This window comes from Marichromatium gracile (genome assembly GCF_004343155.1).
Classification (GTDB): Bacteria; Pseudomonadota; Gammaproteobacteria; order Chromatiales; family Chromatiaceae; genus Marichromatium; species Marichromatium gracile.
Map to the genome: position 1 here is coordinate 39,891 of NZ_SMDC01000012.1, position 23,138 is coordinate 63,028.

21 protein-coding genes are annotated in these 23,138 nt (G+C 67.0%); 12 read left to right on the top strand and 9 right to left on the bottom strand.

Features of this window, described 5'->3' with window-relative positions; genetic code table 11:
• Nucleotides 1–51 precede the first annotated feature (51 nt).
• The 3 genes from ubiV to mnmL all read right to left on the bottom strand — a co-directional run bounded on the left by ubiV (nucleotide 52) and on the right by mnmL (nucleotide 3,129).
• Nucleotides 52–990, bottom strand: a complete 939-nt coding sequence (gene ubiV, locus EDC29_RS14485) for a ubiquinone anaerobic biosynthesis protein UbiV (protein WP_123140683.1) — start codon at nucleotides 988–990, stop codon at nucleotides 52–54.
• A 148-nt stretch (nucleotides 991–1,138) separates the two neighbouring features.
• Nucleotides 1,139–2,134, bottom strand: a complete 996-nt coding sequence (ubiU, locus tag EDC29_RS14490; RefSeq protein WP_123140684.1) for a ubiquinone anaerobic biosynthesis protein UbiU — start codon at nucleotides 2,132–2,134, stop codon at nucleotides 1,139–1,141.
• A gap of 20 nt (nucleotides 2,135–2,154) precedes the next feature.
• Nucleotides 2,155–3,129, bottom strand: a complete 975-nt coding sequence (gene mnmL, locus EDC29_RS14495; RefSeq protein ID WP_123140685.1) for a tRNA modification radical SAM protein MnmL/YtqA — start codon at nucleotides 3,127–3,129, stop codon at nucleotides 2,155–2,157.
• A gap of 206 nt (nucleotides 3,130–3,335) precedes the next feature.
• Here mnmL and EDC29_RS14500 point away from each other — a divergent pair, with 206 nt between their 5' ends.
• From EDC29_RS14500 to EDC29_RS14525, 6 genes are all read left to right on the top strand, one after another.
• Nucleotides 3,336–7,193: a DUF3683 domain-containing protein gene (locus EDC29_RS14500; RefSeq protein ID WP_123142083.1), complete on the top strand. Its 3,858-nt coding sequence runs from the start codon at nucleotides 3,336–3,338 to the stop codon at nucleotides 7,191–7,193.
• Nucleotides 7,194–7,501: 308 nt separating this feature from the next.
• The gene (locus EDC29_RS14505; RefSeq protein WP_123140687.1) at nucleotides 7,502–8,431 is read left to right on the top strand and encodes a chemotaxis protein CheV; all 930 of its coding nucleotides are present in this window, start codon (nucleotides 7,502–7,504) and stop codon (nucleotides 8,429–8,431) included.
• A gap of 107 nt (nucleotides 8,432–8,538) precedes the next feature.
• Nucleotides 8,539–8,832, top strand: coding sequence for a PilZ domain-containing protein (locus EDC29_RS14510; RefSeq protein WP_123140688.1), 294 nt, complete (start codon nucleotides 8,539–8,541; stop codon nucleotides 8,830–8,832).
• A gap of 77 nt (nucleotides 8,833–8,909) precedes the next feature.
• Complete coding sequence (locus EDC29_RS14515; protein WP_132230471.1) at nucleotides 8,910–10,631, top strand: AAA family ATPase; 1,722 nt, start codon at nucleotides 8,910–8,912, stop codon at nucleotides 10,629–10,631.
• Nucleotides 10,628–11,110 (top strand): retropepsin-like aspartic protease family protein, encoded by a 483-nt coding sequence (locus EDC29_RS14520; protein WP_165913544.1) that lies wholly within the window; start codon nucleotides 10,628–10,630, stop codon nucleotides 11,108–11,110. Before EDC29_RS14515 ends, EDC29_RS14520 begins: the two co-directional genes overlap by 4 nt.
• Nucleotides 11,111–11,257: 147 nt before the next feature.
• The gene (locus tag EDC29_RS14525) at nucleotides 11,258–11,944 is read left to right on the top strand and encodes a putative metalloprotease CJM1_0395 family protein (RefSeq protein WP_123140691.1); all 687 of its coding nucleotides are present in this window, start codon (nucleotides 11,258–11,260) and stop codon (nucleotides 11,942–11,944) included.
• Between the two features lie 126 nt (nucleotides 11,945–12,070).
• On the opposite strand, the gene EDC29_RS14530 is transcribed toward EDC29_RS14525, so the two are convergent.
• On the bottom strand, nucleotides 12,071–12,301 hold the full coding sequence (locus EDC29_RS14530; protein WP_132230476.1) for a putative motility protein: 231 nt from the start codon (nucleotides 12,299–12,301) through the stop codon (nucleotides 12,071–12,073).
• A gap of 402 nt (nucleotides 12,302–12,703) precedes the next feature.
• Here EDC29_RS14530 and EDC29_RS14535 point away from each other — a divergent pair, with 402 nt between their 5' ends.
• The 5 genes from EDC29_RS14535 (at nucleotide 12,704) to EDC29_RS14555 (ending at nucleotide 16,836) form a co-directional block, all read left to right on the top strand.
• Nucleotides 12,704–13,021: a hypothetical protein gene (locus tag EDC29_RS14535; RefSeq protein WP_123142081.1), complete on the top strand. Its 318-nt coding sequence runs from the start codon at nucleotides 12,704–12,706 to the stop codon at nucleotides 13,019–13,021.
• Nucleotides 13,022–13,094: 73 nt separating this feature from the next.
• Nucleotides 13,095–13,385: a PilZ domain-containing protein gene (locus EDC29_RS14540; RefSeq protein ID WP_123140694.1), complete on the top strand. Its 291-nt coding sequence runs from the start codon at nucleotides 13,095–13,097 to the stop codon at nucleotides 13,383–13,385.
• 183 nt (nucleotides 13,386–13,568) lie between these two features.
• Complete coding sequence (locus EDC29_RS14545) at nucleotides 13,569–14,531, top strand: hypothetical protein (protein ID WP_123142080.1); 963 nt, start codon at nucleotides 13,569–13,571, stop codon at nucleotides 14,529–14,531.
• Between the two features lie 121 nt (nucleotides 14,532–14,652).
• Nucleotides 14,653–15,864, top strand: a complete 1,212-nt coding sequence (locus EDC29_RS14550; protein WP_123142079.1) for an HDOD domain-containing protein — start codon at nucleotides 14,653–14,655, stop codon at nucleotides 15,862–15,864.
• A gap of 117 nt (nucleotides 15,865–15,981) precedes the next feature.
• Entirely contained in the window at nucleotides 15,982–16,836 is an 855-nt protein-coding gene (locus EDC29_RS14555) for an HDOD domain-containing protein (RefSeq protein WP_123140697.1), read from the top strand.
• A gap of 25 nt (nucleotides 16,837–16,861) precedes the next feature.
• Here the strand turns inward: EDC29_RS14555 and EDC29_RS14560 are convergent, their stop codons facing one another.
• The 4 genes from EDC29_RS14560 to motA all read right to left on the bottom strand — a co-directional run bounded on the left by EDC29_RS14560 (nucleotide 16,862) and on the right by motA (nucleotide 20,597).
• Nucleotides 16,862–17,590: an OmpA family protein gene (locus tag EDC29_RS14560; RefSeq protein WP_123142078.1), complete on the bottom strand. Its 729-nt coding sequence runs from the start codon at nucleotides 17,588–17,590 to the stop codon at nucleotides 16,862–16,864.
• On the bottom strand, nucleotides 17,587–18,678 hold the full coding sequence (locus tag EDC29_RS14565; protein WP_123140699.1) for a hypothetical protein: 1,092 nt from the start codon (nucleotides 18,676–18,678) through the stop codon (nucleotides 17,587–17,589). The genes EDC29_RS14560 and EDC29_RS14565 overlap by 4 nt, the downstream gene beginning before the upstream one ends.
• 183 nt (nucleotides 18,679–18,861) lie before the next feature.
• Entirely contained in the window at nucleotides 18,862–19,731 is an 870-nt protein-coding gene (motB, locus tag EDC29_RS14570) for a flagellar motor protein MotB (RefSeq protein WP_123142076.1), read from the bottom strand.
• Nucleotides 19,732–19,736: 5 nt separating this feature from the next.
• Nucleotides 19,737–20,597 (bottom strand): flagellar motor stator protein MotA, encoded by an 861-nt coding sequence (motA, locus tag EDC29_RS14575; RefSeq protein ID WP_123140701.1) that lies wholly within the window; start codon nucleotides 20,595–20,597, stop codon nucleotides 19,737–19,739.
• A gap of 149 nt (nucleotides 20,598–20,746) precedes the next feature.
• On the opposite strand from motA, the gene EDC29_RS14580 reads away from it, so the two are divergent.
• Nucleotides 20,747–22,144 carry an HDOD domain-containing protein gene (locus tag EDC29_RS14580; protein WP_165913545.1) on the top strand — a complete coding sequence of 466 codons (1,398 nt, stop codon included), beginning with the start codon at nucleotides 20,747–20,749 and terminating at the stop codon, nucleotides 22,142–22,144.
• On the opposite strand, the gene EDC29_RS14585 is transcribed toward EDC29_RS14580, so the two are convergent.
• Entirely contained in the window at nucleotides 22,137–23,135 is a 999-nt protein-coding gene (locus tag EDC29_RS14585; RefSeq protein WP_123140703.1) for a response regulator, read from the bottom strand. The two genes, EDC29_RS14580 and EDC29_RS14585, sit on opposite strands and share 8 nt — an antisense overlap.
• Nucleotides 23,136–23,138 lie beyond the last annotated feature (3 nt).

Here is a 23,138-nt window from a genome sequence, read left to right on the forward strand (position 1 = left end):
CCGCGTGATGGCGGGCGGCGCCTCGGGCCCCGAGGCGCCGGGGTGGCCGGATCAGGCCGGTCCGGGCACGGCGACGCCGGTGCCGCCGGCATAGCCCGCGGCACCGGTCCAGTAGCCGTCGCACAGCCCCGAAGGGGCGTACTCGCGTAGCTTGGCCAGGCCTTCGCCATGGCTCATGTCACCACGCAGACAGGCGTCGAACACGGCGATGATGTCGCTGGTGTGGCGCGACTGCGGGCTGATGCGCAGCAGCTCGACGCCGAGCGCGGTGACCTCGTCGAGCGCGCCGAGCAGGGTGTGGGTGCTCGCCGACTGGGTCTGGATGCCGTTGAGGGTGAGGAAGTGATCGCCCTCCTGGGTGTCGATGGTCAGTCCGTCGGGGTAGTCGATGCAGCAGAACTGGCAGTCGTCCTTGGCGAGATCGCGGTTGTAGGCGGTGAAGCAGCGTGCCGAGTAGGCCAGCGGCAGCCGCCCGAAGGCGAACAGCTCGCACTCGACGCCCTCGGGGCGGGTTGCGATCAGTGCGCGCGCGGTGTCGCGACCGAGTTCGACCGGCAGCACCCAGCGCTTGAGTCCGTGGCGGGCGAGAAAGGCCAGGGTGCGATCGTTGTAGAGGTTGATCGAGTGACCGGCGACGAAGGGGTGACCGTCGAGATACTCCAGCGCGCCGAGATCGTTGGCCTCGACCAGGAAGCGCCGGTCGGAGCAGAGTCGCTCCAGGGTCTTGAGTTCGCCGTCGGACTCGATCAGCGCCAGGGTCGAGATCACCGGCTCCTTGCCGGCGGCGGCGACGCGCTCGGCCAGCTCCCAGTAGTCCTCGGGACGCAGCAGGCGGCGCTTGGAGCAGATGGTCTCACCGAGATAGATGGTCGCCACCGGGGTCTCGAGCATCTCGGCGTAGAAGTCCATCACCTGTTCGCGCGGCCAATGGTAGAGCAGGGGGCCGAGCGAGAGACGGGGGCGCTGGTTTGGCGTGTGCTGGGGTTGCATGGCTATCGGGTGTCAGTGGGGCTGTTGGGATGGATTGACCGGGGCGGCGATCGTCGTCACGCCCCCGGCTGTGTCCGTTCGGGTCTGGCGGCCGGGGAGCGACGCGTCGACCGGAGCGTGGTGACGCGCCGCCGATTCCCGGTGATCGCTAGTGCCACTGGCGGTGGTAGGGGCCGAGCGTGGTCTGGGTGCCCTCGGAGACCTGAGCCAGTGCCGCCCGCCAGTCGTCGCGCGGGCGGAAGTTCTGGGGGTCGCGGCGGCAGGCGTCGATCGCCTCGCGCCATACCCGGGTGACCTGGGTGACGTAGCGGGTGCTGCGCTGGCGTCCCTCGATCTTTATCGCGCTCACCCCGGAGGCGATGATATCGGGGAGGATCTCCATGGTGTTGAGGCTGGTCGGCTCCTCGATGGCATAGCGCAGCTTGCCGTTGACCTGATAGCGACCCTTGCAGATGGTCGGATAGCCGGCCGGCTCGCCGTGACCGCGGCGTTCGAGCAGCACCCCGCCGAGGCGCGTCTCCTGGCCCTCGGCGGTGTCGATCCACTCGACGTGGGAAGCCGGCGAGCAGGCGCCGAAGGTATTGGGCGACTGGCCGGTGGCATAGGAGGAGAGCAGGCAGCGGCCCTCGACCATCACGCACAGGCTGCCGAAGCCGAAGATCTCGACCGGTACGTCGCAGCGTTCGATCAGGTGTGCGACCTGGGCGAGCGAGAGCACGCGCGGCACCACCACGCGCTTGATACCGAACTGGCGGTGCATGAAGTTGATCGCCGCCGGGTTAGTCGCCGAGCCCTGCACCGAGAGGTGCAGGTTGAGCTGCGGGTGCGTGTTGGCGGCATAGTCGAGCACGCCCATGTCGGCGGCGATCATGGCGTCGACGCCGAGATCGGCGGCGCGGTCGACCGCCGCGCTCCAGCGCTCCCAGCCATTCGGTTGGGCATAGGTATTGACGGCGACCAGCACCTTGACGTTGCGATCGTGCGCGTAGCGCAGGCCGTCACGGATCTGCTTGTCGCCGAAGTTCAGGCCGGCGAAGTGACGGGCGTTGGTATCGTCGCGAAAACCGATGTAGACGGCGTTGGCGCCGTTGTCGACGGCGGCCTTCAGCGCCGGCAGGTTGCCGGCGGGACAGACGAGTTCCATGGTGGATGGTCTCCAGCGAGTCAGGCGGTACTTGCAAGTTTGCGGCAGGACGAGGGCGTGATCAGGTCACCCTGTCGGGTGCCGCGCCGATACAGCTCGGCTTCGATGCCGTTGAGCACGGCCCATTTCTGGCTACACCAGTCGGGGGCGAGCAGGATATCGCGCGAGGCGGTGCCGGTGACCCGGTGGAAGGTCACCTCGGGCGGGGTGCGCTCGATGATGTCGGCGCAGGTGTCGACGTAGTCCTCCAGCGCGAGCGGCTGGTAGTGACCGCGTCGCCAGTCGACCGCCAGGCGGGTGTGGCGCACGACGTGGAGGGCGTGCAGCTTGAGTCCTTCGACACCGACGCCGAGCACGCGCTCGAGGCTCTCGATGGCGTGGTTGCGTCCCTCGCCGGGGAGACCGACGATGAGATGGGCGCAGACCGGGATGCCGCGGCGGTGTGCTGCCTGCACCGCGCGCTGGTAGTCGGCGAAGGTGTGACCGCGGTTGACGCGCTCGAGGGTGCGATCATCGGCCGACTGCAGTCCGAGTTCGAGCCAGATCTCCTTGCCGCGGGCGCGATAGCGCGCGAGCAGGTCGAGCACCGCCTCGGGCACGCAGTCGGGGCGGGTGCCGATCGACAGCCCGATGACATCGGGGTGGACGAGCGCGCTGTCGTAGCGCTCGCGCAGCGCGTCGATCGGGTCGTAGGTATTGGTATAGGCCTGGAAGTAGGCCATGAAACGGCGCGCCCCGGTGCGCTTGGCGAGCACGGTGCGGCCCGACTCGATCTGCTCGGCGATCGAGGGCGGCTCCTTGGCGTTGGGGCTGAAGGAGACGTTGTTGCAGAAGGTACAGCCGCCCCGGCCCTTGGTGCCGTCGCGGTTGGGGCAGGTGAAACCCGCGTTGAGGGCGAGTTTGTGCACCCGCTGACCATAGCGGTTCAGCAGATACTGTCCAAAGGTATTGACGCGATCGCTGAGGATGCGCTGTTGAGCTTGGGGCGGGGGCATCCGACTAAAGCTAACCGTGCTCGATGAATAACCGTTTGATCCAGATCAACGAATGGGCAATCCGGGATCCGGGGCGAAGGCCGACGCGGTGGTCGGGATCTGGGGCGGAGGCTGACCCCTGACAATCTCGGGGGCATGTTCGGGCCAGCTTTGCAGTACCATTTTGTAGTAATGCAAGAAAAACCCAATTCAAGAACTGGAACTTCATGATAGCCGAATCCCAGCCCCGCATCCGCGAGATCCCCTACAACTACACCTCGTACTCCGACCGCGAGATTGTCATCCGGTTTCTCGGCGAGCCCATGTGGCGGCTGATCGAGTCGCTGCGGGGGAGTCGACGGACCGGGCGATCGGCGCGGATGCTGTTCGAGGTGTTGGGCGACATGTGGGTGGTCTCGCGCAATCCCTATCTGCAGGAGGATCTGCTCGAGAATCTCGATCGTCGTCAGCTGCTGCTGCAGGCGATGCGTCACCGGCTCGATCAGTTCGAACAGCGACTCAACGACAATCAGCGTGCTGCCGAGCTGCTGGAGGCGGCGCGCGGTGCGGTCGCCCGGCTCGAGGACTGGTTCACCCAGGAGACGGCCCATCGCGACCGCTTGCGCAAGGCGCTTGCCGGCATCACCCACCCCGACAACCTCGACTTCGGCGGGCTGGCGCGGGTCTCGCACGCCACCGATGCCACCGACTGGCGCGTCGAGCTGCCCTTCGTGGTGATCTCCCCCGACAGCGAGGCCGAGGTCGCCGCCATCGTGCGCGCCTGCATCGACTGCGGTCTGTCGCTGATCCCGCGCGGTGGCGGCACCGGCTATACCGGTTCGGCGGTGCCGCTGCATCAGCACACCGCGGTGATCAACACCGAGAAGCTCGAGTCGCTCTCGGGCGTCGAGCGAATCGAGTTGCCCGGGGTCGAGGGCCGGGTGCCGACGGTGCGCTGCGGCGCCGGCGTGGTCACCCGGCGGGTCTCGGACCTGGCCGACAGCAACGGCCTGGCCTTCGCCGTCGACCCGACCTCGCAGGACGCCTCCTGCATCGGCGGCAACATCGCGATGAACGCCGGCGGCAAGAAGGCGGTGCTGTGGGGCACCGCGCTCGACAACCTCGCCTCGTGGCGGATGGTCACCCCGGATGCGCAGTGGCTCGAGATCGAGCGGCTCGATCACAACCTCGGGCGCATCCACGATCAGGCGCTGGTGCGCTTCCGTGTCTCGCGCTACGACACCGACGGGCGCACCCCGGTCGGTGAGCCCGAGATCCTGGAGATGCCCGGCGCCTCGTTCCGCAAGGTCGGGCTCGGTAAGGACGTCACCGACAAGTTCCTCTCCGGCCTCCCGGGGGTGCAGAAGGAGGGCTGCGACGGGCTGATCACCTCGGCGCGTTTCATCCTCCACCGCATGCCCGATCACGTGCGCACCGTGTGCATGGAGTTCTTCGGCACCGATCTCGATCTCGCGGTGCCGGCGATCGTCGAGATCAAGGACTATATCGAGTCCTTGCCCGAGGTGCTGGTCGCCGGGCTCGAGCACCTCGACGAGCGCTATGTGCGCGCCGTCGACTACAGCACCAAGGCCTCGCGCCGCGAGTTGCCGAAGATGGTGTTGATCGCCGATCTGGTCAGCGACGACGAGGCCGCGCTCGATGCCGCCGCGGCACGGGTGGTGGAGCTGGTGGGGGCGCGCGACGGCGAGGGCTTCATCGCCGTCAGCCCCGAGGCGCGCAAGCGTTTCTGGCTCGATCGCGCGCGCACTGCGGCGATCTCGCGCCACACCAACGCCTTCAAGATCAACGAGGACGTGGTCATCCCGCTCGATCGGCTCTCCGATTACAGCCGGGGCATCGAGCGGATCAACATCGAGCAGTCGATCCGCAACAAGGACGCGATCATGGCCGCGGTGCTCGACTACCTCGGCAGCGGACTGGAGGAGGCGCGGCGTGCCGGCGACTACGAGGTCTCGGAGGAGGACGTCGCCATCCTCGCGGCCAAGCGCGATGCCGCGCGCGAGGTGCTGGAGACGGCACGGGCGCGCTGGCGCGCGATCCTCGAACACCTCGAGGCCCCGGCCGCCGAACATCTCGAACTGCTTCACGAGAAGGAACGCGCGCGGGTGCGTGAAGGCGACACCCTGTTGGCGATGATGCTGCGTCGCGACCTGCGTCAGTCCTATGTCCGCGAGGTCGCCGCGCAGCTCAACGAGATCTTCTCCGGCAAGGACCTGGAGCGGGTGCGCACGCGTCTGGTCGAGATCCATCGCCGGTTGCGCGATTCGCGACTGTTCGTGGCGTTGCACATGCATGCCGGCGACGGCAACGTCCACTCCAACATCCCGGTGCACTCCTCGGACTACGCCATGCTCCAGGAGGCCGACGAGGTGGTGGCACGGATCATGGCGCTCGCCTCCGGGCTCGGCGGGGTGATCTCGGGCGAGCACGGCATCGGTCTGACCAAGCTGCAATATCTCGAACCCGAGAAGCTCGAGGCCTTCGTCGCCTACAAGGAACGGGTCGACCCGGAGCAGCGCTTCAACCGCGGCAAGCTGATGCCCGGTGCCGGGCTCGAGGGCGCCTATACGCCCTCGCTGCGGCTGGTGCAGCAGGAGGCGATCATCCTCGAGGAGACCGAGCTCGGCGCCCTCAACGACGACGTCAAGAACTGTCTGCGCTGCGGCAAGTGCAAGCCCAAGTGCATGACTCACGTGCCGCGTGCCAACCTGCTCTACTCGCCGCGCAACAAGATCCTCGCCACCGGGTTGATCATCGAGGCCTTCCTCTACGAGGAACAGACCCGGCGCGGGCTGTCGTTGCGTCACTTCGACGCGATGAACGACGTCGCCGATCACTGCACCGTGTGCCACAAGTGTCTCGCCCCCTGTCCGGTGAACATCGACTTCGGTGACGTCACCATGCGGCTGCGCCGCATCCTGGTCGCGCGCAAACGCAACCGCTTCTCCCCCGGGGCCTGGGCGGCAATGCGCTTTCTCAACGTCACCGATCCGCGGGCGATCCGTCTGCTGCGCACCGCGCTGGCACGCTGGGGCTTTGCCGGGATCAATCTCGGACACCGGGTGGCGCGGTTGCTGGGGCTGACACGCGCGCCCAGGCGTCATCCGGGGATCACCACCGGCAAGCCGAAGGCGGTCGGTCAGGTGGTCGAGCTGGTGGCGCGACCGATCCGGGTGGAGCTGCCCAAGCAGACCTTCCGCCAGGTGCTCGGGCTCGAGGACAAGACCCAGATCCCGATCCTGCGTGACCCCGGGATCACGCAGGAGGAGGCCGAGGCGGTGTTCTACTTCCCCGGCTGTGGCTCGGAGCGGCTGTTCTCCGACATCGGGCTGGCGACCCTGGCGATGCTCTGGCGCGGCGGTGCCCAGACCATCCTGCCGCCGGGCTATCTGTGCTGCGGCTATCCGCAACGCGCCGCCGGGCTGGAGGCGCGCGGTCAGCGCATCACCATGGAGAACCGGGTGCTCTTCCATCGCGTGGCCAACACCCTCAACTACATGGATATCCGTACCGTGGTGGTCTCCTGCGGAACCTGCATGGATCAGCTGCTGAAGTACGAGTTCGAGCGGATCTTCCCGGGGTGCCGGCTGCTCGACATCCACGAGTGGCTGATGGAGAAGGGGATGAGCCTGCGGGGCGTCGACGGGGTCAAGTATCTCTACCACGATCCCTGCCACACCCCGATGAAGACCCACGCGCCGATCAAGGTCGCGTCGAGTCTGATCGGCGACCCGGTGACGCTCTCGGATCGTTGCTGCGGCGAGGCGGGCACCCTGGGTGCACAGCGCCCGGACATCGCCAACCAAGTGCGCTTCCGCAAGCGCGAGGAGCTCGAGGCCGGGGTGCGCGCACTCACCGGCGCCCCTCGGGTCGAGCACGGCGAGGCCAAACTGCTCACCGCCTGCCCGGCCTGTCAGCAGGGTCTGGCCAAGTATCATGACGAGACCGGTCTCGAGACCGACTACATCGTGGTCGAGATGGCGCGTCGCCTGATCGGCGAGGACTGGCAGCAGCGCTTCATCGCGCAGGCCCGCGCCGGCGGCGTCGAGCGCGTGTTGCTCTGAGTCAGCCGCCAGTCAGCGGGGAGTGGTGGCTGGTCGCTGCTGAACTGGCGGTTGGCGGTCTTTTCGCCGGACGCGCTGCGCTTTTCGCGACCTAACTGGGTTCAGAAGGCTTGTTCCCCTTTGCGCCCTGCGCGCCTTTGCGGTTCAATCCTTCTGGCCGCTGGCCGCTGGCCGCTGGCCGCTGGCCGCTGGCCGCTGGCCGCTGGCCGCTGGCCGCTGGCCGCTGGCCGCGCAACCTTGAAAGCGTGTGTGTGCGACGTGTAGCATCGCGCGATACCCTGTGACGTCAGAAGCGATTGAATTTCCTCATGTCGAAGAACAATACCGGGTCGACCCTCGAGTCCAATCAGGCCGCTGGCACCCGGCTCGAGTTGCTGCTGTTCCAGCTCGAACACAAGCAGCTGTTCGGGATCAACGTCTTCAAGGTCAAGGAGGTCATTCCCTATCAGCCGCTGACGCGCCCGGCCGGCGCCCACCCGCTGGTCAAGGGCATGGCGACACTGCGCGGCATCACCATGCCGATCATCGACCTCTCGCAGGCGGTCGGTGGTCCGGAGATGGCCGAGCCGGAAAAGGGCTATATCATCATCACCGAGTACAACCGCTCGGTACATGGCTTCCTGATCCGTCGCGTCGACCGCATCGTCAACACCCAGTGGGACCAGGTGCAGCAGCTGCCCTCGCATCTGGGCAAGAACGTCTATGTGACGGCGGTGACGCTGATCCAGGAGGAGTTGGTCGAGATCCTCGATGTCGAGAAGGTGCTCGACCAGGTGGTGCACGTGAGCACCGATGTCTCCAAGGACCTGAGTGGACGCATCCATGCCGAGAATCGCCGGGTGCTGGTGGTCGATGACTCGGCGGTGGCGCGCCACCAGATCCAGCGGGCGCTCGAGCAGCTCGGTATCGAGTGCACCCTGCTCACCGACGGCAAACATGCGATCGACCTGATCCACCAGATGCAACAGGAGGGCATCGACGTTGCCGAGCACTTCAGCATGGTCGTCTCCGACATCGAGATGCCGGAGATGGACGGCTATCAGCTCACCTCGGAGATCCGCAAGGATCCGCGTCTCGCGGATCTCTATATCCTGCTGCACTCCTCGATCAGCGGGGAGTTCAACGTCGACATGGTGAAACGGACCGGGGCCAATAAGTTCATCCAGAAGTACAGCCCGGACGACCTGGCCGAGGCGGTGCTGGAGCGGTTGAAGGAGCCGCCGGCGACCAGCGCCTGAGGGTTGCCAGGGGGGGCGGGCTCGGAGCGGTGCATGAGCCGCCCCGAGCGGTAGACAGGGACGCTCGATCCATCATGAGGATCCCTTTTATCCATTGAGGAGGCGCTATGCTGGTCGATGACGAACGTCGTAAATTCCTGAGACTGAACGCCGATACCGAGGCCAACGTCAAGCGTCTGGATGGCGATGAGACGCTCTCGGTGCGCCTGACCGACCTCAGCCCGTCGGGTTGTGCGCTGGTCTGTGAGGCACCGCTCTCCCCGGGCGAGCGGCTCGAGGTCAGCATCAGCAGTCCGAGTGACCGTATTGCGCCGCTGGTCTGCAGCGGTCGTGTGGTGCGCGTCGATCGCGATGGCGAGCGCCAGGTCGTCGGGGTCGAATTCGTCTCCGACGCCGGCTGATCCCCTTACTTCACCTCTCAGGCGCGGGCCCGTCCGGTTATGGCGGGCCCGCGCTGGTTTTTGATGACGACTCTCTGATGGCGCTCGATCCCGATTGCTTGAGCCGCTTGCGGCTGACCCAGGACCCCTTCGACGAGCGCGCCGGCGAGGCCTTTCTCTACACCGACCTGCTGCTCGATCAGTTGCTCGAGTCCGCCGTCGAGCTGCTCGAGGCGCCGGGTGCGGTGCTGATGTTGACCGGCCCGGCAGGCAGTGGTCGAACGCTGCAGTTGATGCGTCTGCTCGGTCTGTTGCCGGATCGTTTCGAGCTGATCGCCTTTCGCGCGCGTCCCGGGACCTCGGTGGAGATGCTCGAGGCAACCCTCCGCGCCCAGCTTGGCGCCGATGGGCGGGTGGCGCGTTCGCTCGAGCAGTTGCTGGCGCAGCTGTTGAGCACCGGGGCCGAGCTCTGTATCGCGATCGATGATGCCCATCATCTCGGTATCGATCTGGTCCACGCCCTGATGCGGTTGCGTCATGGGTTGCTCGAGCGCACCGGTGAGCCGCCGCGTCTGGTGCTGACCGGCGACCCTGCGCTGGCGCGTTATCCACTCCAGCTCGAGTCCGACGATCCGGGGCGGATCAGCCGTCTCAGTCTGCGTCCGTTGAATCTCGAGCAGGCCCGCGCCTATCTCTGTCATCGGCTCGAGGCCGCCGGTCTGGACAATCCGCTCGGCCTGCTCGCGGATACCGATGTCGAGTCATTGCATGCCCGCAGCCAGGGCTGTCCGAAGGAACTCAATACACTCGCCGGCGCGTGGCTGGAGGCGCGCTGTTACGATGTCGAGACGGGTCCGCGCCAGCCCGAACCCGCTCCGCCTCCCCGGCAGCTCGCGCCTGAGACCGGCGAGAAGACCCCCGAGCAACTGATCGCCGAGCGTATCCGGGCGCTGTCGGCGAGTATCGATGAACACCAGGATGCGCCGCCGGCCGGGGCGGTGGCGCGGCGCGGCGCACCGGCCGAGGCGGTGGCTGGCGCGGCGCCGTCGGGTCGATCGATCAAGGCGCTGGCGTCGCTGCTGAGACGAACCAAAGGCGATCAGCCGGCGAGCAAAGCGGTCAGGGCGGGAAAGTCCGCCGTCGTCCCGGCGACGCCGATCTGGAACCAGCGCTGGTTCGTCCCGGCGATCGCCGGTGGCGCGGCCCTGGCGATCCTGTTGCCGGTGATCTTTCAGCTGCAGGGGCAGGATCCGCGTCCAGCCCCGTCGTCGGCGCCACGTGATCGTGCCCGTTTGTTGCTGGAGTCGGCAGAGGTTGCGCCACCACCGCGCCCGCGGCTGGCTCAGCCACCCGGGGAGCTGAGCCGTCCCGCGCCCGGCGCGGTGATGCCGCCAGCCCCTGAGCCCGCCCCACCACGTTCGTTGACGCAGCCGCCGCCCCGGGAGGAGCCGCCTGCGCCAGCTGCGCCGCCGCTCGAGCGCCCTCAGCCGGTCGCGCCGGCGCCGCCGCAACCCCGATCAGGCATCGATCTGACGGCGGATCGAGACTGGCTGGTGGCGCAGAATCCCAATCGCTACACCATTCAGCTGATCGCCGTCAGTAGTCTCGAGGCGGCGCGCGACTATGTGACGCGTCACCGTCTCGATGGCGTGCGCTTCCTGCCGATCCGCTCCCGCGATCGTGACTTCGTGGTCGTGCTCGCCGGGGCCTTTGCCAGTCGCGGCGAGGCCGAACGGGTTTATGCGGCCCTGCCCGATGCGGTACGCGCCGATCGGCCGTGGATTCGCGCGATCGGTTCGGTGCAGGGATCACTGCGGTGAGGGCGCATCGATGGGGAATGGCGCTCGCGCTGCTCTGTACCGTGACGACCGGCCCGGTGATGGCGCTCGACCCCTGTCCCGGCGGACAGGCTCAAGCCGCGGGGCCGGAGGCACGGTTCTATCGCGACAGTCGAGGCGACTATCGGTTGCGTGGTCGGATCGGTCGCTCGGCGGTGACCTTTCGGCTGGCGCCCGAGGCCGACACCGTGGTGCTCGGCGAGCGTGAGGCGGCCAGGCTGGGACTCAGATATTCACGCGGCCGCATCGTGCGCCATCAGGGGGCGGCAGGTGTGGGCCTCGGGCATGCCGTGGTGCTCGACAGCGTGCAGGTCGGCGGTCTCGTGCGCGAACGGGTCGCTGCAGTGGTCGTCACCGGCGACGGGTCTGGCGAGGTCCTGCTCGGGCAGAGCTTTCTGCGTGGGCTCAGGCGATGTCGTGATGCCGGAGCCATCGTGCTGCGCGCGCTGTATCATCGCTGATGCTGCCGGGATCGCTCGGTTGGTGGGGCAATGGCCGAATCGCGTAGCATTCTCATGGAGATCCAGGTCGCATTGTCGAGGTGATGCTGCGGCAGCGTCATGCGCTAACGGCTAGACTGAGAGACAGTCGATACCCGGTGAGTGCCGATGGAGATCCATTCCGGGGTCGGTGCGTCGCTTCGACCATCTCCCGCGCCCGTTGCCGATTCCTCCGGTGGCGCCACCCGCCAGCAAGAGACGGCATCCACCGCTGGTCGCGAGAGCGGTGAGAACGCACAGCCCCACCCCGTAGAGCAACCAGAACAGACGCCCCCGCCCGAAGAGCTGCGGCTGATCGAGCAGTTGCGCCAGCGCGACCGCGAGGTCCGCATGCACGAGCAGGCGCATGTCGCTGCGGGCGGGCGTTATGTCACTGGCGGTCCCTCCTATACCTATCAAACCGGCCCCGACGGGCGTCAGTACGCGATCGGTGGCGAGGTGCAGATCGACACCTCGGAGGAGGCCGATCCGGCGGCGACGCTGGAGAAGGCCGAGACCGTGCTGCGCGCCGCCCTGGCGCCCGCAGAACCTTCCGGCCAGGATCAGCGGGTTGCCGCACAGGCGCGCGCGATGCAGATCGAGGCCCAACGCGAGATGCGTGTCCTCGAGCAGGCGGATCAGGAGATGCGTCGAATGGAGGGCGAGGCGTCGGCTGCGCGGGCCGATGCGAATGCGCAGGATACGAACGCTGCGGGCATGCAGGAGCCGGGCGCCGAGCGTGACCGACTCGAGCGTAGGATTGCCGGATTCTTTGCGCCAGCGCGCTCGGCAGAACAGATCAACCAGTTCGCCTGAGTGTGGAGCGGTTAGCACCCGGGCGTTGGTGTCGTCTCTTGGCCGGGCTGTGTCGCCGGGGTGGCGTGTCCCGTCAGGCGGATGTGCTCCGGCGGGACACGCGCCTCGGTGTCGCGATGCGTGGATTCAGGCGGTGACGTTGATGTTGCGCCCGACATTCTCCGGCAGCCCCCGCGTGCTCGAAGGCTCTTGCGGCGCCTGCTGAGGCGTCAGCGACTGGTCGACCTGCTGCGCGGCCTGTTGTGCCTGGGTGTCGAGTGCCTGGTTGAGCGATGCTGCACTCGTGTCGTTTGCGGTCTTGCTGCCGGCCATCGTGTTGGTTACGGTGGCGACGCCTGCCATCGATGAGATGTCCATGATCGAATCCCGTGTTCTCTGTGTGTCGATTGGCGATGCCGGGGCTTGTCGGTTTTCTGCTGCTGCGTCTTTACCTGTCCCGCATCGCGATAAACCGCGGCCGACTCCCGATCCTCTCAAGGGCGGTATCGCGGCGTCCGGCGCGAACTGGGGACGTTAAACCCCTCATCTGCGATGACTGCGGTTTACCTAAACTGTAGACCAAGGTGGCTATCCTTGACGTCGGGTGGCGCACAGTCCGGTGCGGCAATGATCTTGCCGTACCAACTATTGCTTGAGGGCGAGCCTGTGTAGACTCAAGTTCGTGGTGCCCGGGTCGTTATCGATGGGGGAGGCGATGTCAGCGTCTCCGCGCGGGATGCCGGGCTCGGCTCCCGGCGACAATGATCCTGGAGTCGAACGATGCTCGAGCAAGGTCCCCTCAGCCCCCGGTCAGGAACGCCGCCTCCTGCGACGAACCTGCCTTTGCCACAGTCTCTGCTGAGCGGCTTTCGTCCCGCCTTCTGCGACGTGCGCAGCGGCGAGGTCAGATTGTGCCGTACGATCGACGGCGAGCTGGCCGAGGCGCATACGTTTGAGCATCTGCCACAGGAGTGGGTGGCCGAGTGTGATGGCGGCGGCCGCCCGGTGCGGCTGCGCTCGGAGATTCGTGCGGGGTTCCTGCGTGGGATCGATTTCTGGCGGTTGTCGGATCTGTTGCGCCCCACGCTGGATGCTTGATCGATCGACATGCCCCGGCGGCTGTTGGCCGCCGCGATTCAGTGACGCGCCTGGGGCTAAGGGGGTGGTGATAATGGATTCAGACAGGCGGCGTCATCCACGGTTGCCGATGCAGGTCGAGGTCGATCTCTTTCGGTCCGGTCGTCCGGCTCAGCGGGTCTGGACCAATGACCTCAGTGGCGGTGGGGTGATGATCCTGATGGATGACACCGACCGCCCCGCGGTTGGCAGCTGGGTCGAGCTGCAGGTGACCGGAACCCTCGGGGCAGGTGAAACGCCGCCCCTGGTGAGGGCGCAGGTGGTACGCCATCTGCCCGATGGTCTGGCGCTCTCGTTCGATGACGACGACGATCCCGTGGACTGATCCCCGCGCTTGCTCAAGATCTCGTGCTGGCGGCCGTTGTTGTTGCTGGGACGACGATTAAGCCTGCTCCCGCAGTGTCGGGAGGTGGGCGAGAGGGGCGTGTTGAGACGGAGTCTGCACGCCGATCAAGCGCGCGATCCCCTGGAGGCCGTCTCGTTCGTGCGCGCATCGGGAGTCGATGTCATGCTTGCCGCCCGTACCACCACGCTGTTCGCCACCGAACCCTTTCCCATGCGTCCAGCGCGTCCGCTGGCGCCGCCGGCGACTGCTCCTGCCAGTCAGCAGGTGGCCACCGCCGCGCTACCGAGCCAGGGCCTCGCTGCCGAGGTCGCCAATCGTGTCAATGCCGATCAGGACTATCAGATCCTGCGCAAGTCCTTCGATCTCGAAAAGGTTGCGGTTCCCCTCGCCGAAGGCCAATCCGGGACGCTCGATGCGCGTGCGACACGGATCAAGGAGCGGGTGATGAATGCCCAGGTCCGGCTCGCCCAGGAGCAGATCCATCGTCGTCTGGCCGAGCTCGAGCTCTCCTGGCAGAGCAGTAGCAGCCTGCGTCTCGAGTTCGGTGGCGGTGGCCTGCAGAGGCTCGAGTTTGCCCAGATGCAGAGTTTCAGCCTGAGTCTGCAGGCCGGTCCAGGCGGCGTGAACGTGCGTGACCCCCTGGTGCTCGACCTCTCCGGTGAGGGTCTCCAGACCACCGGGATCGAGGGCGGGGTGAGTTTTGATCTCGACGCCGACGGTCAAGCCGAACAGGTCAGTTTCGTCACCGGCGGGACCTGGGCGCTGGCGCTCGATCGCAACGGCAATGGCCAGATCGACGATGGTCGCGAGCTGTTCGGTGATCAGAACGGTGCCGCCCACGGCTTCGGTGAGCTGGCGCGCTATGACTCCAACGGAGATGGGCAGATCAACGCCGACGATCCGGTGTTCGGCGCCTTGCGGCTGCTGCAGATCGGCCCCGACGGCACCCAGGTGCAGCGTACTCTGGCCGAGGCATCGATCCAGTCCCTGGAGACCGGCTATCAGCATACCCGCAAGGCGCTCAATGCCTATGATGTCGTGGCCCAGACCGGCCAGTTCGTGCGTGACGACGGTTCGCGCGGTGAGCTCGCCGATGTCCTGTTGGGCTATCGGGCCGAGGCGTGATCGCAATGCGGATCCCGTCCGGGACGCATGACACCGCTGATGCGTAGCGATGCTGGACGCAGGTGCGATACTGCTAGACTATGTGCGATCACCGCCTTGTCGACTGTTCAGGTAGCACTCAATGTCCCAGACGCTCGAGGTCCTCTCACTGCTCGCCGAGATGGACATCACCAAGGATCTCCCCCAGGCCGCGCGCGAGGAACTGGCCGCGCACTGTGGTTTCGGTGAGGTTCCGGCCAAGCAGCGCATCCGCCTGACCGAGTCAGGGGGGCAGCGCCTGTTCCTGGTCGACGGACACTTGGTGCGTCTGACCGACGGTTCGGGCGAACGCTTCCAGAGCTTTCGTGGCCTGAGTGATCCGATCGAGGTGTTCGATGGCGTGACCCGTGGCGAGTCGATGATCGTCACCGAGAGCCCCTGCCTGCTGCTCAAGGTGTCCTCGGCGGCACTCGAGTCGGCGCAGCAGTCGGGTCTGGAGGTCAGCGACATCGAGCTCGATGCCACCGAGGGCGAGTTCCTCGCCGAACTCTACGGCCTGATCTCCAGCAATCGACTCGAGCTGCCGGCACGGCCCGAGGTGGCGTTCAAGATCCAGGAGCTCACCAACGATCCCGAAGCCGGGATCGTCGAGTTGACCGAGGTCATCCAGAGCGACGGGACCATCGCCGGGGCCCTGCTGCATGCCACCAACAGTCCGCTGTTTCGCGCCACCAAGCAGATCCAGTCGGTGCGAGACGCAGTCTTGCGGCTGGGATTCCGCAACACCCGGATGCTCACCACCAACCTGGCGTTGCGCCAGGCCTTCAAGGCGCGTCACGTGGTCACCCGCGAGGCGATGCAGCAGGTCTGGGCCGATGGCGTGCTGTGTTCGGCCTACAGCTACCTGCTGGCCGAGACGCTCGGGCTGCTGCATCGCGAGCGGGCGCTGCTCGCCGGGCTGGTGGCCGGGATCGGTGCCGTCCCCATCATCCAGTTCATCGAGATGCGCGACCCCGATCCCAGTCCTGAACTCATCGCCTCCCTGGTCGACAAACTCAGTGGTATCACCGGCGTTCTGGTGATCAACTACTGGGGGCTGGGCGAGGATCTGGTCGCGGTGGCCGAGCACTCGCACGACTGGTCCTATGTCGCGCCCGAGCCCGATTATGCAAGCATCGCCATCGTTGCCCGCTGGGCGGCGTTACAGAGCGAGGGCAGGGAGCACCCGGAGGCGAGCGAGGTTCCCGCCTTCGCCACCCTGGGGTTGACCCCGCCCGCGCCCGGTGAGCCAATCGGCGAACTGGCCTCGAGCACCGAAACCCTGGAGTCGCTGAAGATGATGTTCGATGTCTGATCCACTCCGCAGACGCGTTCGACCCGGGGGAATCCCCGGTCGTGTTTGCGATCCCGAGCCGCGCTTCCCTGTTGCCTGGCGCTCGGGACGATATTGGAGGATTGGCGCGTGTCCGCGATGACCATCGAAGGCCTGGTAAAGAACACGGGGCGGCTGCTGGCCATCCCTCGCGTGGTTGGCGAGGTGATGAAGCTGCTCGACGACCCCGACAGCCCGCAGCGCGAGATCGCCTCACGGCTGGAGCAGGACCCTGGGCTGGTGGCGATCCTGCTGCGGCTGGCCAACAGTCCGGCGTTCGCGCCGGCGCGCACCGTCGATTCGGTCGAGCGCGCGCTGGCGCTGCTCGGGCGTGAGCATGTGCGCAGACTGGTGATCGCCGGAGCGGTGACCCAGGCATCCGACCGCCTGCCGGTCCAGAACCTGTTGCCGCTCGAGGTGTTCTGGCACCACTCGGCCTACTGCGCGGTGATCGCACGCCTGCTTGCCGAGGATCGCTCGCGGGCCCTTGCCGGCACCGTGTTCCTCGGTGGCTTGCTGCATGACCTCGGTCAGCTGGTACTGTTCTCCGAGGTGCCCGAGGAGGCGCACCGCGCCTTCCTCAGCAGTCTCGATGCCCCCAACGAGATCTCGCCGCAGGCGGCCGAGCACGGCGAGCTGGGTTTCGACCACGCCGAGCTTGGTGGTGCCCTGGCCGAACGCTGGGGGTTGCCCGAGTCGCTGTGTGCCTGTCTGCGTTATCACCATGCCCCGCTGGATGCGCCCGCCGAGCACTTCGAGGCGGTCGCCATCGTCCATCTCGCCAACACCGGGGCCCATCTCGCCGAGCTCGATTCGCGTGACTGGAACGATGCGCCACCGATCGTTCCCGAGATCTGGGATCGTGTGGGGGTGACCCCCGATCAGCTGCTTGCCAGCCTCGATGCCGCGCAGTATCAGGTTTGCGCCGTCGAGGCATTGCGCGATCCCGGCTGAGTCCCGCGCCGCTCATGCGTCGGGCTCAGGGTGTCGCGGCGACATCGAGCCCGGTGGGGGCCAGCAGTCGGTCCTCGAAGTTGGTCAGCACGCTGAACTCCACCCGACGCGAGGCGGTCGGGTCCTCGTGTCCGGTGGCGTCGAGTACCAGCCGTGACGAGGACAGCCCGACCGCGGCCACCCGATACCTGAACCACTGCTCGTGACGCAGCGCCTCGAGTCCGTAGGCGAAGCGCAGCACTGCGCGGGTGCGTTTCTGACTGAGTTCCATGTTGGCGAAATAGGCCTCAAGCGGGCTGCTCCCCGGCGCCCATTCGCTGGAGGTATGACCCTCGATGCGGATCTCGCGGATCACCGTGCTGAACGGGCGCAGGCGCGCGACATAGCGTGGCAGGAAGTCGCTGAGGATGGCCTCGAACTCCGGCTTGATCCGCGACGAGCTGCGATCGAACAGCACGTCTGGCTCGCGAAAACGCAGCGTCAGCGTGTCGCGCTCGAGTTCGGCGTTCCACCGCGGCAGGTCGTCGACGAACTCGTCTTCCAGCGCGTGATAGATCGCCTGACGCAGCTCGGCCGCGGAGGTTCGCACCTCGGTCTCGACCTCGTGGGCGCGCTCGATCTGCACCATGTGGAGCAGGGCGAGGAAGAGGAAGATCATCATCAGCGAGGCCATCAGGTCGGAGACCACCAGCCAGTGGCTGTCGCCCTCGTGCTGCTGGCGGTGTCCGGGGAGGCGTGGTGTGAAGGCGCTCATGCCCCGGCTCCCGCGGCCAGCGCCGTGCCGCGTGCGGGGGTGCTCTGGGCGATGCGTCGCTGTGCCTCGAGCGCCGAGAGCACTGCGTTCTCGATGTTCTCGAGCATCGCCTTGAGCCGGGTGTCCATCGCCGGGAAGGCCTCCTTGGCGCGATCACGCAGCTCGGCGATGCCGCTGAGCAGGGATTCGAGCTCCATGGTCTCGCGCCTCAGCCCGGCCATGGTCGTCTCCTGGTCCTCGACATGACGCGAGATCTGCATCGCCTGACGGGTGAGCGCCTCGATCGCGGTCTGTGACTGACCGACGGCACCGACGGCGTGGTCGAGTTGATCGCCGAGCGCCTGCATGTGCTGGCGATACTGCTCCTGCCATTGCAGCAGCTTGCCGACCGAGTCGTCGAGTCGGCGGAAGTTCTCACCGAACTGCACCCCGAGCTTGTCGTTGAAGTCGCGGATGGCGCCTTCGAGGGCTTCGATGAGCTGGCGTGAGCCCATCTCGCCGAGCCGCCGGGCGAAGTCGTCGAGCTGGCCGAGCAGCTGCGCGTGATGCGTCTCCAGGGTCTGGGTCAGGTCGTGGTCGAGATGCTCCAGCCGCCGTTCGAGCGTCTGGGTGGCTGCGAGCTGGGCGCGGGCGGCCTCGGCCTGGTGTTCGCCGAGCGCCACCAATCGCTCGAGGGCGTCGAGTTCCGGCCGCTCGATCTTGGTCGCGGCGTCGGACTGCATCTGCGCCGACGGGGTATCGGTGCCGAGCAGCAGCACCAGACGCAGGATGGCGCCGAGCAGGATGCCGATGATGCTGGTGACGAAGGCGAGCTTGAGTCCGTCGAGCAGCACCGGGATGCTGTATTCGATGTCGCGCACGTCGAATTCCAGCAGCCCGATGGCGATGCCGAGGAAGGTGCCGAGGATCCCCAGCGTGGTCAGCAGGGTCGGCGCACCGTGATAGAACTCCTCGCCGCGACCACGACCGATCGCCGCCAGCGCTGCGCCGAAGAGCGCGACCAGCAGCAGGGTGAAGGCGCCGATCACCGCCATCGCATTGAGTTGGTGAAGGGCCGAGAGTACGCCGAGTGCGATTGATTCGAGCATGGTTGAGCGTCCGCCGGTTATCGGGTTCGGGGCCATTCGGCCCTAGTCTGAAACCAGATAAGCAGGAAGCGCGCCACTTATTTGGTGTCACGAAACAATGTGGCGTCTGGGCTGTGTGCGTCAATAAGATGACGATTGTCGGCGGCGCTCTGGAGCAAGGCGTCGCGATGACGACGCCCGAACTCAGTCGCCGGGCAGCTCGATGGTGGCGCTGTCGTGTGCGAAGGCCGCCTCGGCTGCCTCCAGGCGCATCACCACGATGCTGATCCGCCGGTTGATCGGCGCGCTCGGATGCTCGGGGTCGGCCGGGGCGCTCGATCCCAGTCCGACGATGCGCCCAACCTGCTCGTCCGGCATTCCGCCGGCGATCAGCGCGCGCCGGGCGGCGTTGGCACGATCGGTCGACAGCTCCCAGTTGGTATAGTCCGGGCTGGTATAGGGGCGCGCGTCGGTATGCCCGGAGATGGCGGTGGGGTTGGGCACCGTCTCGATCATGGTGCCGATCTCCTCGAGGATAGCCGCGGCGTGGGGTCGCAGTCGGGCACTACCGAGGTCGAACATCGGTCGGTTCTCGCGATCGATGATCTGGATGCGCAGCCCCTCGGGGACGACATCGATCAGGAGTTGCTCCTTGTAGGGGGCGAGTGCGGCGCTGTCGTCGAGCGCCGCCTGCAGGCTGACCCGCAGGCTCTCGAGCCGTGCGGCATCGAGCCGTTGGGCCAGGGCCTCGAGCCGGGACGGACTCCACCCCTCGGGCGAGGGTGCGAAACCGCCCTCGAAGTCGATGATCGAGGGGGCGTTGCCGCTGCCCTCACCGGCCGGGACGGTAAGCACCGGGCTGCCGGCCTCGAACAGCGCCGGGTCCTGGAAATAGCCGGCGATCGCCGCGCGTTGCTGATCGTCGGTGGCGTTGAGGATCCACAGGAGCAGGAAGAAGGCCATCATCGCGGTGGCGAAGTCGGCGTAGGCGATCTTCCAGGCGCCGCCGTGACTGCCGCCCTTGCGGATGACCCGGCGGATGACGATCGGCTGTTTCTTCGGTTCGAGCGACATCCCGGCTACCTCGCCCGTCCGCCGTGCAGATGGCGCTCGAGCTCGGTGAAGCTCGGGCGCAGCGGGGCGTGCATCGTCTTGCGACCGAACTCGACGGCGATCTGCGGGCCGTAGCCCTGGACGTTGGCGAGGATGCAGGCCTTGATGCAGGTGAGGAACTGCAGCTCCTCCTCGGCGCGATGCTCCATCGCGGTGGCGATCGGGCCGATGAGGCCGTAGGCGATCAGCACCCCGAGGAAGGTCCCGACGAGCGCTGCGGCGACCAGGGCGCCGATCTCGTCGAGCGCGCCGCCGAGCGCGCTCATGGTCTTCACGATGCCGAGGACCGCGGCGACGATGCCGAAGGCGGGCAGGGCATCGGCGCTGCGCTGCACCGCGTGGGCCGCTGCGGTGCGCGACTCGTGATGGGCGTTGAGCTCGACATCCATCAGCGCGTCGAGCTCGAAGGGGTTCATGCCGCCGCTGACCACCAGACGCATGTAGTCGGAGATGAACTCGAGCGCGTGCGGGTGCTGCAGCAGTCGGGGATGGGCGCGGAACAGCGCGCTGTTGCGTGGTTCCTCGATATCGGCCTCGACCCCCATCAGTCCGTCCTTGCGAATCTTGCCGAAGAGCTTGAACATCAGCGCCAGCAGATCGAGATAGTCAGCGCGGGTGTAGCACGGTCCACGCAGCAGCTGCGGCAGGGTGGCGAGGGTCTCGCGGATGATCGCGCCGGGGTTGGCGATGACGAAGGCGCCGAGCGCGGCGCCGCAGATGATGATGATCTCGTAGGGTTGCCAGATCGCCAGCAGGTTGCCGCCGTGGGCGGCGAAGCCGCCGAGCACGGCGCCGAAGGTGATCAGCGCGCCGAGCAGTAACTTCATCCCATGCCCCCTGAGTTGCCCGGGGACCAGCAGATGCGTAAACCGATGGGGTCTGACCCACTGCGTCGCTTGTCGCCGGCTGGTCCTTTTGCGAATAATGCCGCCGAGCGATCCGATGGAGGGAGGGGGCCGCGATGGAGCAGGACTGGATGGGTCAATTGACCGCGCTGGTCGAGCCCGGGCGCCTGCCGGTGCTGGCGCGCTCGCGCGAGCGGCTCAGGGGGCTGCTCGCTGGCCCCGAGACCTCGCGTCAGCGCATGGCTGCGGTGCTGCTCGATGATCCGGCGCTGGCGCTGCAGGCACTGCATCGCGCCAACGCCGTGCCGCATCGCCATTTCCGCACCGAGATCGCCACCCTCGAGGATGCGGTGCACATGCTCGGCGAGCGCGGTCTTGCGCGCCTCCTCGAAGAGGTCGTCGAGGCCGAGCGCGAGCTCGAGGGGAACCGGCTGCGCGCCTATCGCCATGCCCTGGCGCGCGGCGCGCTGGCCGGTGCGCTGGCCGCCGACTGGGCGGCCTGTGGGCGTGACATGTTCCCGGCCGAGGTGGCCGCGGCCGCGCTCCTGCACACCCTTGGCGAGTTCGTCCTGCTCGCGGTGGGCGATCGGCGGATCGGACGCTATCTGCAGCTCGTCTATCTCCATCATGTCTTGCCGCACGAGGCCGATTATGTCGCGCTCAGCGACAGTCTGGGAACCCTGGGCTACCGGCTGGCCTGCCGTTGGGCGTTACCCGAGATGGTGCGTGAATCGATGCGTCCGCACAATGCCGCGCACAGCCGTCCGCTGGGGGCGATGCTCGCTAACCAGATGGCACGCGACGCCTGTTCGGGGTGGCGCCATCCGTTTTCGGGGCGAGACCTGTGGCTGGCGAGCGAGCTGCTCGAGCTCTCTCCCGATGTCCTGACTCGACGGGTCAACCGGGTGTTGGCGCTGACGCGCGAGCGTCTTCCGGTGCTCGCCGAGACGGCGTTGATGCCCTTGCCGACGCCGGCGTGTGCGCCTGCGGTCTGGGATCTGCGGGCGCCTTATCAGGCGCCTTTCTGTCTGGCACCGCGCGCCGACGAGCTGGCTCGGTGCCGGCATCGGCTCGAGTGCGGAGGTGGGGAGGAGCGGCTGCTGACGACCCTGCTCTACGGGCTGCATCGCGGGCTCGGACTCAATCGCGTGGCCTTCTTCGCCTGCGCGCCCGACGACCGGACCCTGACCCCGCGGTTGTTCGTCGGTTCGGAGTTCGAGCCCGAGTTCAATCAGGGTGGTTGGCGGCATCGGGCGCGGACCTTGCTCGAGGGGTTGCTCGATGCTCCGGGCGTGGTGCGGGTCGGGTGCGGCGGTACGGTCACGCTACCCGATGAGCTGGCCGAGCGTCTCGGGGTCGATGCCTTCCTGGCGATGCCGTTGTGGCGCGGCGGTGTCGTGCTCGGTCTGATCTATGCCGATCGACGCTGTGTCTGCTGCCATCTCGATGCCGGGATCGAGGCGCGGTTTGCGGCGCTGGTCATGCGAGCCTCGGAGATCCTGTCTCGCTCCTCGGGCGAGCTCAGTTGAGTTCGTCGGGTTCGCGAGCATCCCAGGTCGCCTTGATCTCGAGGATGCGCTCGAGCGATGCGTTGAACAGGGTGATCAGCTCCGGTTCGAAGTGATGTCCCGCCTCGGTGTTGAGGGTCTCGACCACGCGCTCGACCGGCCAGGGATCCTTGTAGGGGCGGCGCATGCTCAGGGCATCGAAGACATCGGCGACGGCGACGATGCGCGCCGACTGGGGGATCTCGGTTCCGGCGAGTCCTTCGGGATAGCCGCTGCCGTCCCAGCGCTCGTGGTGATAGAGCGCGATCTCGGCGGCGAGCTTGAAGACTCGCGCCTCGCTGCGCGCGAGGATGTCGTGCCCGATCCGCGCATGGGTCTTCATCACCGCCCACTCGGCGGCATCGAGCTTGGCCGGTTTCTGCAGGATGGCGTCGGGGATGCCCATCTTGCCGGTGTCGTGCATCGGCGCGGCGAGCTTCATCAGCGCGACCGACTCCTCCGACCAGCCGACGGCCTCGGCGAGCAGCGCCGAGTAGTCGGCCATGCGCCAGATATGGACGCCGGTATCGTTGTCGCGAAAGTGTCCGGCGCGCGCCAGCATGTCGATGGCGTCGCGCTGGCTGCGTTCGAGGTCGGTGGCGCGCACCAGTGAGAGGTGGGTACGCACCCGTGCCCTGAGTACCAGCGGCGAGATCGGTTTGGTGATGAAGTCGACCCCGCCGGCCTCGAAGGCCTCGTTCTCGTCGATCTCGTCGGAGCGCGAGGTGATGAACAGCACCGGGATCTGGTCGCCGCCGGGGCTGGCCTTGAGCCGGCGGCAGACCTCGTAGCCATCCATGTCCGGCATCTGCACGTCGAGCAGCAGCATCACCGGCGCGTGTTTGGCGACCGCCGCCAGCGCCTCCTGGCCATTGCGGGCGAATACCAGGTTGTAGTCCTCGCCGAGGATCTGCTCGATCAGTGCGAGATTGCTCGGCTCGTCATCGACGACCAGAAGCTTGCCGTGTTGCATTGC

Coding starts and splice junctions, on each gene's coding strand:
- ubiV (WP_123140683.1), bottom strand. CDS start 990: ATGCAACCCCAGCACACGCCAAACCAGCGCCCCCGTCTCTCGCTCGGC.
- ubiU (WP_123140684.1), bottom strand. CDS start 2,134: ATGGAACTCGTCTGTCCCGCCGGCAACCTGCCGGCGCTGAAGGCCGCC.
- mnmL (WP_123140685.1), bottom strand. CDS start 3,129: ATGCCCCCGCCCCAAGCTCAACAGCGCATCCTCAGCGATCGCGTCAAT.
- EDC29_RS14500 (WP_123142083.1), top strand. CDS start 3,336: ATGATAGCCGAATCCCAGCCCCGCATCCGCGAGATCCCCTACAACTAC.
- EDC29_RS14505 (WP_123140687.1), top strand. CDS start 7,502: ATGTCGAAGAACAATACCGGGTCGACCCTCGAGTCCAATCAGGCCGCT.
- EDC29_RS14510 (WP_123140688.1), top strand. CDS start 8,539: ATGCTGGTCGATGACGAACGTCGTAAATTCCTGAGACTGAACGCCGAT.
- EDC29_RS14515 (WP_132230471.1), top strand. CDS start 8,910: ATGGCGCTCGATCCCGATTGCTTGAGCCGCTTGCGGCTGACCCAGGAC.
- EDC29_RS14525 (WP_123140691.1), top strand. CDS start 11,258: ATGGAGATCCATTCCGGGGTCGGTGCGTCGCTTCGACCATCTCCCGCG.
- EDC29_RS14530 (WP_132230476.1), bottom strand. CDS start 12,301: ATGGACATCTCATCGATGGCAGGCGTCGCCACCGTAACCAACACGATG.
- EDC29_RS14535 (WP_123142081.1), top strand. CDS start 12,704: ATGCTCGAGCAAGGTCCCCTCAGCCCCCGGTCAGGAACGCCGCCTCCT.
- EDC29_RS14540 (WP_123140694.1), top strand. CDS start 13,095: ATGGATTCAGACAGGCGGCGTCATCCACGGTTGCCGATGCAGGTCGAG.
- EDC29_RS14545 (WP_123142080.1), top strand. CDS start 13,569: ATGCTTGCCGCCCGTACCACCACGCTGTTCGCCACCGAACCCTTTCCC.
- EDC29_RS14550 (WP_123142079.1), top strand. CDS start 14,653: ATGTCCCAGACGCTCGAGGTCCTCTCACTGCTCGCCGAGATGGACATC.
- EDC29_RS14555 (WP_123140697.1), top strand. CDS start 15,982: ATGACCATCGAAGGCCTGGTAAAGAACACGGGGCGGCTGCTGGCCATC.
- EDC29_RS14560 (WP_123142078.1), bottom strand. CDS start 17,590: ATGAGCGCCTTCACACCACGCCTCCCCGGACACCGCCAGCAGCACGAG.
- EDC29_RS14565 (WP_123140699.1), bottom strand. CDS start 18,678: ATGCTCGAATCAATCGCACTCGGCGTACTCTCGGCCCTTCACCAACTC.
- motB (WP_123142076.1), bottom strand. CDS start 19,731: ATGTCGCTCGAACCGAAGAAACAGCCGATCGTCATCCGCCGGGTCATC.
- motA (WP_123140701.1), bottom strand. CDS start 20,597: ATGAAGTTACTGCTCGGCGCGCTGATCACCTTCGGCGCCGTGCTCGGC.
- EDC29_RS14580 (WP_165913545.1), top strand. CDS start 20,747: ATGGGTCAATTGACCGCGCTGGTCGAGCCCGGGCGCCTGCCGGTGCTG.
- EDC29_RS14585 (WP_123140703.1), bottom strand. CDS start 23,135: ATGCAACACGGCAAGCTTCTGGTCGTCGATGACGAGCCGAGCAATCTC.